11 protein-coding genes are annotated in these 14,922 nt (G+C 61.9%); 4 read left to right on the top strand and 7 right to left on the bottom strand.

Translation table 11 applies throughout. From position 1 onward, the window contains the following. Positions 1–473 precede the first annotated feature (473 nt). The 6 genes from gcvPB to NJU76_RS17570 form a co-directional block, all read right to left on the bottom strand. Positions 474–2,003 (bottom strand): aminomethyl-transferring glycine dehydrogenase subunit GcvPB, encoded by a 1,530-nt coding sequence (gene gcvPB / locus NJU76_RS17595; RefSeq protein WP_254530658.1) that lies wholly within the window; start codon positions 2,001–2,003, stop codon positions 474–476. After that, positions 2,000–3,337 (bottom strand): aminomethyl-transferring glycine dehydrogenase subunit GcvPA, encoded by a 1,338-nt coding sequence (gcvPA, locus tag NJU76_RS17590; protein WP_254530657.1) that lies wholly within the window; start codon positions 3,335–3,337, stop codon positions 2,000–2,002. The genes gcvPB and gcvPA overlap by 4 nt, the downstream gene beginning before the upstream one ends. A 211-nt stretch (positions 3,338–3,548) precedes the next feature. Beyond that, a complete protein-coding gene (locus NJU76_RS17585) occupies positions 3,549–4,709 on the bottom strand; it encodes an AI-2E family transporter (protein WP_254530656.1) in 1,161 nt (386 codons plus the stop codon). Between the two features lie 58 nt (positions 4,710–4,767). Continuing rightward, positions 4,768–6,105, bottom strand: coding sequence for a hydroxymethylglutaryl-CoA synthase (gene hmgB, locus NJU76_RS17580; RefSeq protein WP_254530655.1), 1,338 nt, complete (start codon positions 6,103–6,105; stop codon positions 4,768–4,770). A 649-nt stretch (positions 6,106–6,754) separates the two neighbouring features. After that, complete coding sequence (locus NJU76_RS17575; protein WP_254530654.1) at positions 6,755–7,333, bottom strand: DUF2150 family protein; 579 nt, start codon at positions 7,331–7,333, stop codon at positions 6,755–6,757. Between the two features lie 239 nt (positions 7,334–7,572). Continuing rightward, positions 7,573–8,424 carry a TatD family hydrolase gene (locus NJU76_RS17570; RefSeq protein ID WP_254530653.1) on the bottom strand — a complete coding sequence of 284 codons (852 nt, stop codon included), beginning with the start codon at positions 8,422–8,424 and terminating at the stop codon, positions 7,573–7,575. 144 nt (positions 8,425–8,568) lie between these two features. Between NJU76_RS17570 and NJU76_RS17565 the strand changes: the two genes are divergently transcribed. Continuing rightward, positions 8,569–10,140, top strand: coding sequence for a Na+/H+ antiporter NhaC family protein (locus tag NJU76_RS17565; protein ID WP_254530652.1), 1,572 nt, complete (start codon positions 8,569–8,571; stop codon positions 10,138–10,140). Beyond that, positions 10,137–10,409 carry a DUF7513 family protein gene (locus NJU76_RS17560; RefSeq protein ID WP_254530651.1) on the top strand — a complete coding sequence of 91 codons (273 nt, stop codon included), beginning with the start codon at positions 10,137–10,139 and terminating at the stop codon, positions 10,407–10,409. The genes NJU76_RS17565 and NJU76_RS17560 overlap by 4 nt, the downstream gene beginning before the upstream one ends. Here NJU76_RS17560 and NJU76_RS17555 read toward each other — a convergent pair. Next, positions 10,406–10,894: an NYN domain-containing protein gene (locus NJU76_RS17555; RefSeq protein WP_254530650.1), complete on the bottom strand. Its 489-nt coding sequence runs from the start codon at positions 10,892–10,894 to the stop codon at positions 10,406–10,408. The genes NJU76_RS17560 and NJU76_RS17555 overlap by 4 nt on opposite strands. A 343-nt stretch (positions 10,895–11,237) precedes the next feature. On the opposite strand from NJU76_RS17555, the gene NJU76_RS17550 reads away from it, so the two are divergent. Together NJU76_RS17550 and NJU76_RS17545 are read left to right on the top strand one after the other, a co-directional pair. Beyond that, positions 11,238–12,902 carry a S8 family serine peptidase gene (locus NJU76_RS17550; RefSeq protein WP_254530648.1) on the top strand — a complete coding sequence of 555 codons (1,665 nt, stop codon included), beginning with the start codon at positions 11,238–11,240 and terminating at the stop codon, positions 12,900–12,902. 262 nt (positions 12,903–13,164) lie between these two features. After that, a complete protein-coding gene (locus tag NJU76_RS17545) occupies positions 13,165–14,871 on the top strand; it encodes a S8 family serine peptidase (RefSeq protein ID WP_254530646.1) in 1,707 nt (568 codons plus the stop codon). Positions 14,872–14,922 lie beyond the last annotated feature (51 nt).

Genomic DNA, 14,922 nt, shown 5'->3' with positions numbered 1-14,922 from the left:
CGCAACCACGAACGTAACCAATATTGGTTAAATAATATGGGTATATACGCTTCATTGTGGTCGGTTATGAATCCCGCCGTAACTACTGATAGTTACGGGCCGAAACGACGCGTCCGGTCTCGAATACGGTACCGAAAGACGGGTGGCAACTGCTAACCCGACGAGACCGGAAAACGGTCGGAACGACGAATCGATAGATGTGCGAGGTGTGTTGCTCTCGTCGACGCTCCCCTTCCGAAGTCAGGAACGCGGTTGCAGACGAGACACGTACGCGGCGTCGCGGGAGATCCGAACACGGCTCTGCATCCACGAGTGGCTCTTTGGAGGCGCTGCAAAGACGTTCACCGGAGCGTCACAGTTCCAGAAACGCTCAATGAGTACGTGTGAGCGAGAATAGCCGTGTGAAGTACCTCGGGGACAAGCTCTGAGGCACTCGCCTTGTTCATCTGTAGACCCGAACATCGGCCTCGCAGTCAGGACTCGTCCGACAGTGCCTGCCACGACAGTCGCGGGGTGCGTGCAGCGCTGGTCTGATCGATTCGGCGCGCGGTGGTTCGTTCGGGCGCGTTCTCTAGGGTCTCGTCGGTCTCCTCGTAGACCGCGTTGAACGCTGCAGCGAGTTGGTCGAGGGTGGCTTTGCTTTCGACTTCGGTCGGCTCGGTCATCAGCGCCTCTGGGACGATCTCAGGCCACTTGGTCGTCGGCGGGTGGACACCGTAGTCGAGCATTCGTTTCGCCACGTCAGCGGCGTCCTGGTCGCCAGCGCTGGCGACGAACTCGTGGTGAAATGGGCTGTAAGGGATGTCGTACTCGATCCGTTCGGCGAGGTAGTTGGCGTTCAGGACGGCGGACGCGCTCGCGTCAGCAAGCCCGTCGTCACCGAGACGGGCGATGTAGGCGTACGTTTTGAGCAACACCAGCCAGTTCCCGTCGAACCCGTGGACCTTCCCGATGGTGTATTCGGGCTCGAATCGCTCGTAGATCGGTTCAGCGGACTGCGATCCGTCGTCGCGCATCCGAACGCGCGGCGCGGGGAGGAACGGTGCCAGTTTCTCGACGACACCGACCGGACCCGCACCCGGTCCGCCGCCTCCATGGGGCGTCGCGAACGTCTTGTGGACGTTGTAGTGCATGACGTCGAATCCCATATCGCCCGGTCGCGCGCGGCCGAGCAGTGCGTTCAGATTCGCCCCGTCGTAGTACAGCAACCCGCCGGCGTCGTGGACCATATCCGCTATCGCGTCGATGTCGCGTTCGAACAGGCCGAGGGTGTTCGGATTGGTCAGCATGAGCGCCGCAGTATTCTCCGACAGGGCAGCCTCAAGTGCCTCGAGATCAACCCGACCCTCGTCGTCGCTGGGCAGCGAGACGACGTCGTAACCCCCGAGTGCGGCGCTCGCGAAGTTCGTCCCGTGGGCGCTTTCGGGAATAATGACTTCGTCCCGATGGCCCTCGCCGCTGTGCTCGTGGTAGGCAGCGGCGACACGAATGCCGACGAACTCGCCGGCAGCGCCCGCGGGTGGCTGCAGCGTCACTGCGTCCATCCCCCCGATCCTGGCGAGGTAGTCCTGCAGCCGATAGAAGATCTCGAGCGTTCCCTGGACTGTTTCTTCGGACCGGTCTGGGTGGACGGCCGCCGACGGCAGCGCCGCAACGTCCTCCGTGAACTTCGGGTTGTACTTCATGGTGCAGGAACCGAGCGGATACGGACCGCTATCGATTCCGTAGACCATCTGGGAGAGACGTGTGTAGTGGCGCGCTAATTCGGGTTCGGAGAGTTCGGGAAGTTCGAGGGAATCCCGTGTCAAATCGTCGGGAAGCGGCCCATCTTCGTCACCGCTTTGCGCTTCGGAACCATCTCCGGCGTCCCCACTGGACCCGATCTCGACGCGCGTCAGGTTTTTCTCCGAAAGGAGCGGCTCGTACTCGCCGTTTTCGATATAGCGAGCCTGGTCGTATCGCGACCGGGCAGCATCGGGCCCATCCGTTCGGTCGGCGGTCATCGAACCACCTCCTCGAAGACCGCGACGAATCGATCGAGTCGCTCGTCGGAGACGCCGGTCACGCAGACCTGTATCTCGTGGTCACCGACGACGTGCACTGCGAAGCCGCGGCGCTCGAGTTCGTCTGCGACGGCCCGTGCGGGCTGGTCGACGTGCGCGACGAACTCTCGGATGTGACGCCGATCGTTGACCGGCGCATTCACGCCGACGAGGTCGTCGAGGCGCGCCGCCAACTCCTCCGCTCGTTCGACGCCGCGCGTTGCGAGGTCGACCAGCCCGCTCGGACCGAGGGCGGCGGCGTGCATCGCTGTTCGGAGCGCGACCCAGGCCTGGTTCGTACAGATGTTGCTCGTTGCGCGTTCGCGCCGGATGTGCTGTTCGCGCGTCTGTAGCGTCAGCGTGAACGCCCGTCGGTCGGTCGCATCCTCGCTGACACCGACAAGTCGGCCAGGGACCTGTCGAAGGAACTCCTCTCGAGTCGCGAACAGGCCCAGGCCCATCCCGTAACTCGTCGGGAGGCCGAGTACGCTTGCGTCACCGACGACCACGTCCGCACCGATGTCCGCGGGCCGCCGAAGCAGGGAGAGCGCGATCGGATCCGAACCGAGCGTAAAGAGGGCATCGTTGGTATCGGCGAGTTCGCCGATCGCCGCCGGGTTTTCCTCGATCGTTCCTCGAACAGTTGGGTTTTCCGCGTAAATCATGACGACGCTCTCGTCGAAGGTCGCCTCGAGACCTGCCAGATCGACGGTACCGTCGTCGGCCGGATATGCCTCGACGGAGAGATCGGTGCCGGCGACGTAGTTCTCGAGGGTGCTCCGCCGTTCTTCGCGCAAGAAGTCGGGTACGAGCACGCGGTGGCCCGTGGTATCGCGGACGCGGTCGGACAGCGTGGCAGCCTCCCCGAGCGCCGTTGCCGCGTCGTAGATCGAGCAGTTGGCGACCTCGAGACCGGTTAGCTCGACCAGAAGCGACTGGTACTCGAACAGGGCCTGCAAGAACCCCTGGGATATTTCGGGCTGATACTGCGTGTAGGAGGTGAGAAACTCCGACCGGTCAGCCAGGTGATCGACCAGCGACGGTACGTAGTAGCCGTAGTGGCCGCGACCCAGCAGTTCGGTAAGATCGTCGTTGCGAGCGAGGATCGACCGGACCAGTCGCCGCGTCTCCTGTTCCGATCGCGCGTCTATGTCGAAGCGACCGTCGAACCGGACGTCGGCCGGAATGTCGAAGAGATCCTCGACCGTGTCGGCCCCGACCGCCTCGAGCATCGCCGTACGGTCCGTCTCCGTGTGGGGAGTATACGGACTCCCCGTGGCGTGTGATCCGTGCATGGCTAGGCGTAATTTTGATGATGTGGTGCGTTTCGTACCCTCCCGCGGTGGCTGCGGTGTTCCGTCCGAGACACGATACTCGCTTATAGTGGGCAAGGGGTTATGAACGCACTCGTTTTGACACCCCCGGCCGGGTAGTGTGAGCCGGTAGAGAACAGTCGGCAAAACCACTCGGGTCTCGAAACTCGACGATCGCGAGACCGGCCAGGGGTTACTCGTCGTCGTGGCAATCGGCGCCGGCATCCGGTCGTGACGTCGGTTCGTCGGGCGTCACGGTCGGTTCGAGGTCCGCCGCAGCCGGTTCTGGGTCCGCCGATTCCCCCTCGAGTGAGTCCGCAGCGATCGCCGCTTCAGTCCGCTCTCGAGCGAAGCAATCGAGGATGAGTTTCGCACCACCGAGGACCACGGGGCCGATGAACAGCCCGACGGCTCCGAAGACGACGAGCCCACCGAAGATGCCGACGACGACGATCGCAGAGTTGAACGCGCTGGTCCGGCCGATCATCGCCGGTCGAAGGTACGAGTCGGAGAGGCTTACGAGCATTCCGTAGACGGTCAGAAGCGCGCTCGCCGTCGGCCGGCCGATCCCGAGTAAGTAGGCTGCTGCCGGGATCCAGACCCCGAAGGCGCCGACGAGCGGCAACAGCGTGAGGACGAACGTCGCGACGGTGAGAAAGGTCACCGCGGGAACACCGATGATCGCCAGCCCGATGCCGAGCATCACGGCCTGTACGGCGGCGACGGCAACGTTTCCGACGACCGACGCCCACATGAGTCGATCGAGTCCCGTCCGGAGTTCCGCGAGCACCTCGTCGTCGATCGGCAACACCCACTGGAACCACTCGACGAGTCGATCGCCGTCTCGTAACAGCGCGAAGAGAACGAACAGCGTGATGGTCAGTCCGATGAAGACTCCCGGCAGACCACCGACGATATTGACGGTTCCGGTCGTAATTCCCTGGATGCCCGTCGCGATCGGGTCCTGGTACGACTCGTACAACTCGGCGAGATCGACGGCGTAGCCGTTCGTCGCGAGGATCTCTTCGATCGTCTCGACGTTGAGTTGCCCCTGACGGATGGCCCGGACGAGCCGAAACGACTGCTGGATCGCGATCGAGACGACGTAGACGAGCGGGATGAACACGATAATCAACGTGGCCACGACCACGACAATCGCGGCAATCGTTGATCTGACGTAGTGCTCGAGGCGCCGCTGAACGGGAAGCAGAATGTACGCAAGAACGACGCCGAAGAGGACGTACTGGAGATATGGCAGGATGACGAACAGCGCGAGGATACCGCTAATTGCCGCGAGAGCGGTCAGTCCAGGCTGATCGATAATCCAGTCCGGTGGACTGGGACGGTCTGCCATACACGGTGATACAAGTACCTGATAAATTAATCCATTGAATATCGTTCAGAATACCCTCTTACTCCACGTATCGATACTTTCGTTCACCCATTCTGCCCCAGCCGTCGAACACGAACTCCTCGTCGGGGGTCGTGAACTCCTCGACATCGACGTCCATCTCGTGGTTGTGGGCGTCGTGGACCTCCTCGTAATCCTCCCACTCGAGGTCGTACCGATTTCGGAGCTGCTCGTCGACGTTGAGTGCTGCGATTTCGTCCGTCCAGCTGTCCTGAATCGTCTCGGCGTGGATCTCCGCCTGCGCGCCGCTGCCATAGGAGCCGACGAGCAGCTTGTCACCGGTCAACTCGCGACCGTCCTCGAACGCCTGTTTGAGTGCGCTCACGCGGGCGACGTGGACGGAACCGGTGTACCAGTTCCCGACCTCGCGGGCAATCGTCAGCGTCGGGTCGATGGTCGCATCATACCAGTTGGCGTAGCGATCGGTACCCTCGAGCGCGTCCATGTATTCGCGGAGCGCGTCACGATACTCGTCGTCCGAATCGAACGCCTCGGAACGTGGCTGACGACCGATCTCCTCGGCGAGCTCGTCCTCGATACCGGTGTTCCGGATGATGTGGCGGTAGGCCAACAGGGCAGCCTTCCGGACCATTCCGGGAAACGGCGTGTGAAACGGCGCGTAGACGAAATCGTCTTCGTGAACCTCGCCAGCGACGCTTTCGAAGTCTTCCAGCGCCTCGCGCATCCGCGCGAGGTAGACTTGCACGGAGCGCTTCCCGTCGACCGAGGGAAACTGCTGATTCGGCTTGAGGAAGTCGGTCTCGTCCGCCGATCCGTACCCCTGTTCGGCGGAGAGTTCGAGCAAACTCGGGTCCTCGCTGATGAGCATCGCGACCGCACCGGCGCCCTGTGTCGCCTCGCCCGCATCGCCCCGAGCGTACAGCGCCGTGTCCGTCGCGATGACCAGCGCCGAGCGCCCGCGATTACGGCCCGCACGGATCCAGTTGTACGCGTCGTCCAGGCTTTGGGTTCCCGCGATACAGGCGAACTTCCGTTCGCCCTTGTTCGCGTGGTGAAAATCTCCGTCGTAGACCTGCTCGAGGCAGCCAGCGACGTACGTCGAAACCGGCTTCGAATTGTCAAAGGCGCTCTCGGTCGCCACGTCGATTCGACCGATATCGTTGGGCTCGAGGCCTTTTCGCTCCATCAAACGGTGGGCGGCGTTCGCGCCCATGGTGACGATGTCCTCGTAACTGTCGGGAAAGGAACTTGCGTTGAGGCCGAGTCCTTTGGTGTACTTTTCCGGGTCTTCCCCCTTCTCGGGGGCGAACGTGCCCGGAAGATCGAGTTTGAGGTTACCAGTCCAGATCTCGACGGCATCGATGCCCACTGCAGTCATGTCTTCTCAATATGGCCGATAGTACAAGGTATTGTCGTTCGACGTTTCGACAGTTGTCGAACAATACTGGTTCGATCGACTTTCAGTTCGTGACCGTTCTGGAATCGCTATCCCGAAGATCGTGCCCTTGGAAACGACGATTTCGACGGTCCAGTCGGCAGAGGTGCTCTCGAGATTTCTGAATGTTACTCGACCGCTGTCCGTCGTTCGTACGCGTGATATCGAATATCGCTCCCGGAATCGCCCACATCGCCGATGCCGACGCGGGCTACCGAGGGTGTACGGCTCGTGTCGATCCGCGAGTTCGATTGTTAGAATCCCGTCCACGAATCCGTGTTCGATTCTCGTCGGTAGCGCATCTCGATGCTCGTTGTAGACCGGTTCGGACGTGAGCGTCGTCGATCCCGGCGTCTCGAGGAACCCGGTCGGATCTAGCGGATTCGCCGAAAACGATCGAGACGGGTACGTGGTGCCGAGTGTTACGGAAACCGACTTCGTGTCGCCCGTTGTTCCGTCGTTTCGAATCGCGTTCCGTAACTCCAGCATTTCGTCGTGGACCTTCTCGTTGTGCGCGCTCTCTATCGCGTGATTCTCGGCGGGAACGGCGTTGATCTGAGAGAGCGCGAGCGCGGCGAAACCGAGACGGTCCCTATTCGTCTTCCTCGACGACTTCCGGATCACTCATCGCACTCTGGAGGCTGTCGAGTCCGTTGATCCATTCGGTCACCAGCCCGTACTCGAGGTTCTCAGCGACGGTCATGTCGAGTTCCTCGTCGTCGATGATGAGCGTCCCGGCCTGGGCCGCATACCCGAGCGCAGCGTCGAGATCACCTTCGGCTTCGACGTCCGCCGCAGCGCCGAGATAATCGGCGACGCTGCCGTCTTCGGCCGGACCGTTGGCGATGTACTCTTCGGCCGCAAAAAAGACACAGACTAGACTCGTCTGGACGCCGTCGACGAGAATCAATTTCTCTTCGTTCTCGATGTCGACTTCGCTGAGAACGATCGTGCGGACGTCGTTGACCTCCTCCAGGGCGGCCTCCTGGTCGAGTTCCCCGTCGTCGTAGGCGGCGACAATCTTCGCGATCGCGATCGCCGTGTCGTCCTGCAGATTGAGCAGGAGCCGAGCCGAAGATTCGTCCTCTGGATCGATCTCTTCGTCTTTGATGCGATCGATCCAGTTTTGCCAGCGTTCCTCCGAGTAGAACTCGGTCGGGGAATTGCTCATACAGACACCTACACCGGCCGCTTGAAATGCCTTTCTCTACAACAGCCCGTTCCGATGAATGTTCACGAAGCGTTGTCGAACCGGATTTACGGCGATTCGCCGACTGCCGCACGGTTGCGTGACCGAAGCGGAGTACCCCTTCGACTCGAGTCGCGACTCATACGGTCTGCTGTACCGATGTCCCGGTGCAACCGCGACCGTCCTGCGGGTGCACCGGTAATGACGTACAGTAGTCCGTATCACTCGTTCGACTCGAGGGTCGCGACCGTGTCGATTCCGTAAACTTGCTTCGGCGTTTCGACGTTTGCGTTTCTGACGGCGTCGTCGTGTCCGTTCTCGAGTAACCACCGGACCCGACGGGGAACCGTTTTGGGACCGAGGACTGCCCCAGGTCTATCGGGGTCGTCGATGTAGTCGGTCTCCATCAGGAATGGATCGCCGCGGGACGCAGCGATCTCGAGTCGGTCCTTCTCGCTCATTACGCTCGGCGTCGGCCCTTCGAGCCGGCCGCCGGCGTAGTGTTTGACGACCCGGTGGGCGGGCAAGCCGACGTCTTCGGCCCAGCCGGCGACCGTGGTCAGGTCCTCGCTGGCTTCCGTGTGCAACTGGACGGCACACCCCAGGGTGCTACCGTGTTCGAACGCCCGGCGCATGACGTCGTTCGAGGCGTTCCAGACGTCGTCGTCGACCTCGTAGTGCGGCCGCCCGGATTTCAGCGCCAGCGCGTCTCCCGCCTCGACGTATTCAGCAGCGACGTCGATACCGGCCTGCATGAGGTCTCGAGCTGCGGTCGGTGACAGACCGCGGTCGTCGACCAGCCGCGAGATCAGCCCTGGATGAACCCCGAGAACGGGCCAGGCTTGCCCCTCGAGTTCGCTCGAAGCGTCGTCGACGATTTCGATAGTGCGGTCGAAGACGGGGCGGAAATCGTCCCCGGTCTCGGCCTCGACGCCGAGGTGCCACGAGGGCTTGTTCACCACGAGCAGGTGGGTGCCCCCGAGGCTGTCGAAGTCTTTGACAGCGTCGATCCCGCGATGTGCGTCCGGATCGAGGTGGAGGTGATCGTCCAGTACCGGCATCCCGTCGATCATACTTGGTATCTGGCGAGCGAAACTCGAAAAGTCACTGGTTTCCGAACGCCATCGGCTGACAGACAGACCTGTACGGTTCTCTGGACAATAGTTTTCATGGCGGGTGTAATTGGTAGTGACGTGTCACTGCATGAGTGATTCAGCATGAATGGAATCGGAGACGGATCGGACGACGACGGACCAGCCGATCGGTTTGCGCAACCCGATAGCGGAATCGAGCCGAGAGTCGAGTTCTATGGCGGTCGCGGGATGAGCGCGTTTCCGATCGCATTCTTCATCGTCTGGGCGATCGTTCAGACGGCCCTCTGGCGGATCGGCGATACGGGCGGGCTCATCGTGGGGATCCTGATCGGACTGATTCTCGGCATGTTCCTCGTTCGCGGCAACTGGCAACTGTACGCAAACACGATTTTCGAGGGAATGACCCAACCTGTCGCAGTGACGGCGATCGTGGCGTGGATCTGGGCCGGGATGTTCGCGCAGTTGTTACAGGACGGCGGTTTCGTCGGCGGTCTGGTCTGGCTGGCCGACACGGCGGGTGTCGGCGCGACGTTATTTCCGGCGGTAACGTTCGTCCTTGCGGCCATCTTCACGACCGGGATCGGGACGGGGTACGGCGCGAGCGTCGCATTCGTCGGGTTGTTCTTTCCGGCGGGCGTATTACTCGGTGCAAACCCCGTCTTGCTGTTCGGTGCGATCCTCTCCGGAGCGATTTTCGGGGACAATCTCGCTCCCGTCAGCGATACGACGATCGTCAGCGCCGTCACACAGGATGCCGATATCGGCGGCGTCGTCGCTTCGCGATTCAAGTACGTGATCATCGCCGCCGTCGTCGCCTTCGTCGGCTACGTCGTCGCCGGCGGGGCGATGACAGGCCTCGAGATCGGTGCACAAGCCCAGGAGATTTTCCTCGAAGGCAGCGAGGCAATCGGTCTCATCCACGTCGTTTCGATGCTTGCCGTGATCAGTGCAGCGGTCGTGGGTCGTCACATCGTGGAGGCGATTTCGTGGGGAATCGTCCTCGCCGTGATTTTCAACCTTGCATTCGGCCTCGCAGGAATCGGCGACATGCTCATGTTCAACGCGCCGCCCGACGCGCCGCTGGCCGAACCGCTCGCTGGGTTGCCGATACTGACCGTCGTCGAAGACCCTGGCGCAGTAGGCGTCACCGGGAGCCTCATGACCGGCGTCGAAGGATTTCTCGAACTGTCGATTCTCGTCCTGTTGATCATCGGTGCCGCCCAGATCATGATCCGCGGCGGCGCATTCGAGGTGCTACTCGAGTGGTCGATCGAAAATCTGGCGACGAGCGTCCGCAACGCAGAACTCACCATGGTCGCCTCGACGGCGCTGATCAACGCGATCATCACCATCAACACGGCCGCCGAGGTCGCGATCGGCCCCTACATCTCGAAAATCGGTGAGCGGTTCAATCTCAACGGGTATCGTCGAGCGAACATTCTCGACGGTCAGACCGCTGCGCTGGGCTATATCTTCCCGTGGTCCGGCGGCGTCCTTGCCGGATACACCGCGATGCAGAATCTTCCCGGAGCGTACGACTGGTTCGATCAGTCGATGGTCGTCACGCCAATCGATGTCGTCCCGTTCGTCTTCCAGGGCTGGCTTCTCGTGGCCGTGTTCGTTCTCGCGGCACTGACGGGCTTCGGTCGGGAGTACGTGATCGACAGAGAGAGCGAGGAGGTGGCTCGCATATGAGCGTTCTGCGCAAATATTTCAGGGGCTGGCGGTTCCGAGCGAACCGGCCAACGCTCGAGGTAGGTGCCGAGGTCGACGTCTTCGTCGCGGAAACGAACGGCACTAGCGGTCGGGCGTTCGTCGGTGATACGGAACTGATCGTCGACGGCGCCGGTCCGGAAACTGTCGAGAAACAGGTACGAGTTCGCGTGACGGAGTTCGACGAGGCGACCGCCACCGGTCGCGGCGAACTCCTCGAAATCGTTGGCCAGAGTTCCTACAGCGGCTAGGTTTCGTCGGCAGCGTCGTCACCGGTCGTCGGCACGAGCGTGATGGCGTCGTCGGCCGCGTTTCGCAGTGCGTCCGAGCGGCCGTACCGTCCCGGTGCGACCGCGACCGTTGCGACGCCGACGGTCCCGGCGTACTCGAGGACGGGTTTGAAATCCGTATCCCGCGAGGCGATCGCGAGGCGGTCGATCGTGCCATCGGCCACGAGTGCGGTCGCGTCGACGGCGAGTTTGACGTCGACGTCGCCGCTGGTGACGATCACTTCGAAGCCCCGCGCTTCGGCTGCCTGAATGAGCCCCGGCGTCGCGTGTTCGTCGAGGTACAGGCGAATGACGCCGACTCGACCGAGGCCCCGGGCGGCCTTGCGAAGGTCGTCGAGGTCGACGTCGAACTCCTCTCGAAACACGTTCGGTCCGTCGACGAACAGTCCGACTGCTGGCTCGGACGCAGTGTCGGACGCGAGACGGGCACGAACGCGGTCGAACATGGTCAGTCGTCCGCCCTTTCCCGTGCCCGAAAATAGGTGTACCGAATCGACGATGTGACGACGACGCCGTCGAACCCCCAGGTAACGAGGACGGACACACCTTCTTCCGTTCGCCCGTGCGTGCCAGAAGTCTCGACTCGAACGACTCTTCGAGCCGACGAAACCGGTGAGAGCCGTCGAGTCGTGTCTTGGCTCCGAGTGACCAGATCAGTGCGGTGATCACGGCGTGCATCCGCTCCGTGACGCCGCGCACCGAGACATTTTAAATTCCCTGTCATACCAAATTACATTTGAGTTCATATAGGAACTTATTAATATGAGTACGTTGCGTTTCGTTTTGGAAATGGCTGATGGTAATAACTTCAAATTTGATCGACGATCGATCCTCGAATCACTCGGAACGGCCGGTGTACTCATCGGGATCAGTGGTGTCACGTCCGCAGCGCCGGGGCGGGACCCTGGTCCGAAAAACTCGGAACTAATCGTCGGGGTCGATTCCGACAGTTCGGACATCGAAGCGGAGCTATCGTCCAGACTTCCGGCCAACGCGGAAGTCGTTCACACGAACGAAACGCTTAGCTACGCCGCCGTAAGCGTTTCCGACGAGGATGGCAGACCGACGAAAGAAACCGTCAGAGAGGACCTTCTCGGTGCAGACACGGTTCGATACACAGAGAATAATGTTACCTATCGGACGCTCGAGATGACTCCGCTGGACTCGAACGCGACTGCCTCCGATTCGGAGGGTGACGGCGACGACGCAGCGCCGCTTTACACGCCGGACGACCCGCGCTATGGGAGCCAGTATGCACCGCAGCAGGTCAACTGTGAGACGGCCTGGGAGAAGACGCTCGGCGATCCGAGCGTCACGATTTCGGTCGTCGACCAGGGCATCCAGTACGACCACCCGGATCTTGAGGGGGCCGTCTCGGACGACGTCTCGAACGGCGGGTCCGACTTCGTCGACGATGACGGCGATCCCTATCCAATGAGCGCGAGCGAAAGCCACGGCACGCACGTTGGCGGCATCGCTGCGGGTGGGACCGACAACGGGACGGGACACGCCGGGATATCGAACTGCACCCTGCTGTCAGCCCGGGCTCTAAGCGGGTCCGGCGGCGGTTCGCTCTCTGACATCGCGGACGCGATACAGTGGTCGGCCGACCAGGGGGCCGACGTTATCAACCTCTCACTCGGCGGCGGTACGCCCACCGACCTGCTGGCCGAGGCCTGTCAGTACGCGTACTCGAACGGCTCCTTGCTCGTCGCGGCCGCCGGCAACGATTACGGTGGCAGCGTTTCCTACCCCGCAGCCTACGATAGCGTGGTAGCCGTCTCCTCGCTCGACGAGAGTGAGCACCTGTCGGACTTCTCGAACATCGGGCCGGAGATCGAACTCGCGGCCCCCGGGACAAACGTCCTCTCGAGCGTCCCCTGGGATCGCTACGATAGCTACTCCGGAACATCGATGGCGTCACCGGTGGTCGCCGGCGTGGCCGGACTCACTCTGTCGGCGTGGCCGTCCCTCTCGTCCGAGGAACTGCGCGACCATCTGACCCGGACAGCCGTCGATGCCGGACTGTCGGACGTCGAGCAGGGAAGCGGTCGCGTCGACGCTGGAAACGCCGTCACCACGGAACCCGGTAGCTCCCCGGACCCCGATCCCGGTAGGTGTGGGGACGAGGTCACGAGCGCGAGTGTCGACGGGGAATTCAGCGGCGGTTGGTGGGGCGATTCGAACGATACCTTCACGTACCAACTCGAGACGACGGACCCCTGTCGCGCTATCGTCTCCCTCGAGGGCCCTGATGGTGCTGATTTCGACCTCTACCTGACTCTCGACGGACGGACGCCAACGACGGTGAACTACGACGAACGGTCGGTGAGTCAGTCCGCTACCGAAGAAATCCCGGTGGATCTCACCGGCAACGAAACGCTCGGTATCCTCGTCAGGAGGTACCAGGGGAGCGGCACCTATACGCTCTCCGTCGAGGAACGTGGCCGATAGACCGGTCGTTTCACACGTCATCGATTTCGTCTTTTCGCAGTACCATCTCCGGGAGGGAGACCGCAAATCTGATTCGTTCCGTGCAAACTCCGTGCCGGTTTCTCGAGTCCCTGACAGTAGGGTAACAGAGCGGCTTCGCATATCCACACACTATTTTTAGAGTTATAAACAGTCGGACACGATAGATATCTTAAATTTCGCAGTAAACAATTGTTAGTTTAACAAACTTTTACTAATTTCAGGCGAAGATGAATGTCATCCCATGACACAGGACGATCCATCCGATCGAACCGGGGACGATCGGACGTACAACCGCCGATCGATCCTTTCCAGTGCTGGATCGATTGCCATCGGTGGACTGATCGGTTCGAGCGGCGTCGCGAGCGCGACCCCTGGTCGCGAACCTGGCCCGAAGACGGACGAGATTATCGTCGGCCTCTCATCGTCTGTCTCGGACGTTGTACGCGAGGCGCACACCTTCTCACCCGACGGATGCGAGGTCGCACACGCAAACGAGACGATCCAGTACGCAACAGTTTCCATCCCGCCGGACGCGTCCCAACGCAGTCGCGAGCGGATCTTCGAGTCCATCAGGCGTTCGCCGGCCGTCGAGTACGCGGAATCGAACGTCACCGTCCAGTCGCTCCTCGAGCCGAACGATCCCCAGTACGAGAACCAGCGCGCCCCGCGACAGGTCAACTGTGAGCAGGCCTGGGAGACGACCCGCGGAAGCGAGGACGTCGTCATCGCCGTCGTCGACCAAGGGATCCAACACGACCATCCCGCACTCGAAAGCGTCGTCGACGAGCGCATCGGTCGAGACTTCGTAGACAACGACAGTGATCCGTATCCCGACCGAGACGAATTCCACGGGACGCACGTTGCAGGCATCGCGACCGGCGGGACGAACGACGGAACCGGCCACGCAGGTATCAGCGATTGCTCGTTGCTCTCCGTCCGCGCGCTCAATCAGACGGGAGAGGGGGCGCTCTCTGACGTCGCTGATGCGATTCAGTGGTCTGCCGACGCCGGTGCGGACGTAATAAACCTCTCGCTGGGCGTCCAGGGCTCCTTCGAGACGCTCCGTTCAGCCTGTCAATACGCGGCCGACCGCGGCATCTTGCTCGTCGCCGCAGCCGGTAACCAGGGTGTCAACCGCGTTTTCTCACCCGCCTCTGAGGAGAGCGTCGTCGGAGTCTCGGCACTGGAATCCGACGACTCGCTCGCTTCGTTTTCCAACACCGGACCGGAGATAGACATCGCCGCCCCCGGCAGTCAGGTTTTCTCGGCCGTAAACGGTGGCGACTACGCTCGGCTATCCGGAACGTCGATGGCAGCAGCGGTGGTTTCCGGTGTCGCCGGACTCACGCTCTCGGCTCACCCCAATCTGTCGCGGACGGAACTCCGACAACATCTTCTCGAAACGGCCGTCGACATTGGACTCGATGAAACGGAACAGGGGAGCGGCCGCGTCGACGCCGCCGCAGCGGTCGGGACCACTCCGTCCGGGGACACCGGGGAAGACGATGTTTCTAGCCAAGAAGATGGTGGGGATCAGGACGGAGACAGCGACCAAGATGGTGGGAATCAGGACGGAGACAGCGACCAGAACGAGGGGAACACGACCGGCCAGTGTGGCAACGAAACCGTTACAGCGAGCGCCGACGGGTCGCTCGACGGCAATACCTGGCAAGGCCAGAGCGATCGGTACACCTACCGGCTGCACACGGCCGATCCCTGTTCCGCGACAGTCGCGCTCGAGGGGCCGGCCAACGGCGACTTCGAACTCTACGTGACGACTGACGGCCGGTCGCCAAGCAGGTGGGACCACGACCGGTCCTCGACCAATTCGGCCTCGAGAGAGTCGATTGCCCTCACACTCGACGGTGACGAGGTATTGGGACTGCAAGTACACGCAGAATGGGGTGCGGGACAGTACTCGCTCCGACTCGAGGAACGAGGCCGATAACCAGGACAGGCGCGAATCGAACCGTCGAAAACGGAGACCGGTACCCGTCGA

Source organism: Natrinema gelatinilyticum (assembly GCF_024266705.1).
Taxonomy (GTDB): domain Archaea; phylum Halobacteriota; class Halobacteria; order Halobacteriales; family Natrialbaceae; genus Natrinema; species Natrinema gelatinilyticum.
Note: the sequence above shows the minus strand (reverse complement) of the source record. Positions and strands in the feature narration are given on the sequence as shown.

Coding starts and splice junctions, on each gene's coding strand:
- gcvPB (WP_254530658.1), bottom strand. CDS start 2,003: ATGACCGCCGACCGAACGGATGGGCCCGATGCTGCCCGGTCGCGATAC.
- gcvPA (WP_254530657.1), bottom strand. CDS start 3,337: ATGCACGGATCACACGCCACGGGGAGTCCGTATACTCCCCACACGGAG.
- NJU76_RS17585 (WP_254530656.1), bottom strand. CDS start 4,709: ATGGCAGACCGTCCCAGTCCACCGGACTGGATTATCGATCAGCCTGGA.
- hmgB (WP_254530655.1), bottom strand. CDS start 6,105: ATGACTGCAGTGGGCATCGATGCCGTCGAGATCTGGACTGGTAACCTC.
- NJU76_RS17575 (WP_254530654.1), bottom strand. CDS start 7,333: ATGAGCAATTCCCCGACCGAGTTCTACTCGGAGGAACGCTGGCAAAAC.
- NJU76_RS17570 (WP_254530653.1), bottom strand. CDS start 8,424: ATGATCGACGGGATGCCGGTACTGGACGATCACCTCCACCTCGATCCG.
- NJU76_RS17565 (WP_254530652.1), top strand. CDS start 8,569: ATGAATGGAATCGGAGACGGATCGGACGACGACGGACCAGCCGATCGG.
- NJU76_RS17560 (WP_254530651.1), top strand. CDS start 10,137: ATGAGCGTTCTGCGCAAATATTTCAGGGGCTGGCGGTTCCGAGCGAAC.
- NJU76_RS17555 (WP_254530650.1), bottom strand. CDS start 10,894: ATGTTCGACCGCGTTCGTGCCCGTCTCGCGTCCGACACTGCGTCCGAG.
- NJU76_RS17550 (WP_254530648.1), top strand. CDS start 11,238: ATGGCTGATGGTAATAACTTCAAATTTGATCGACGATCGATCCTCGAA.
- NJU76_RS17545 (WP_254530646.1), top strand. CDS start 13,165: ATGACACAGGACGATCCATCCGATCGAACCGGGGACGATCGGACGTAC.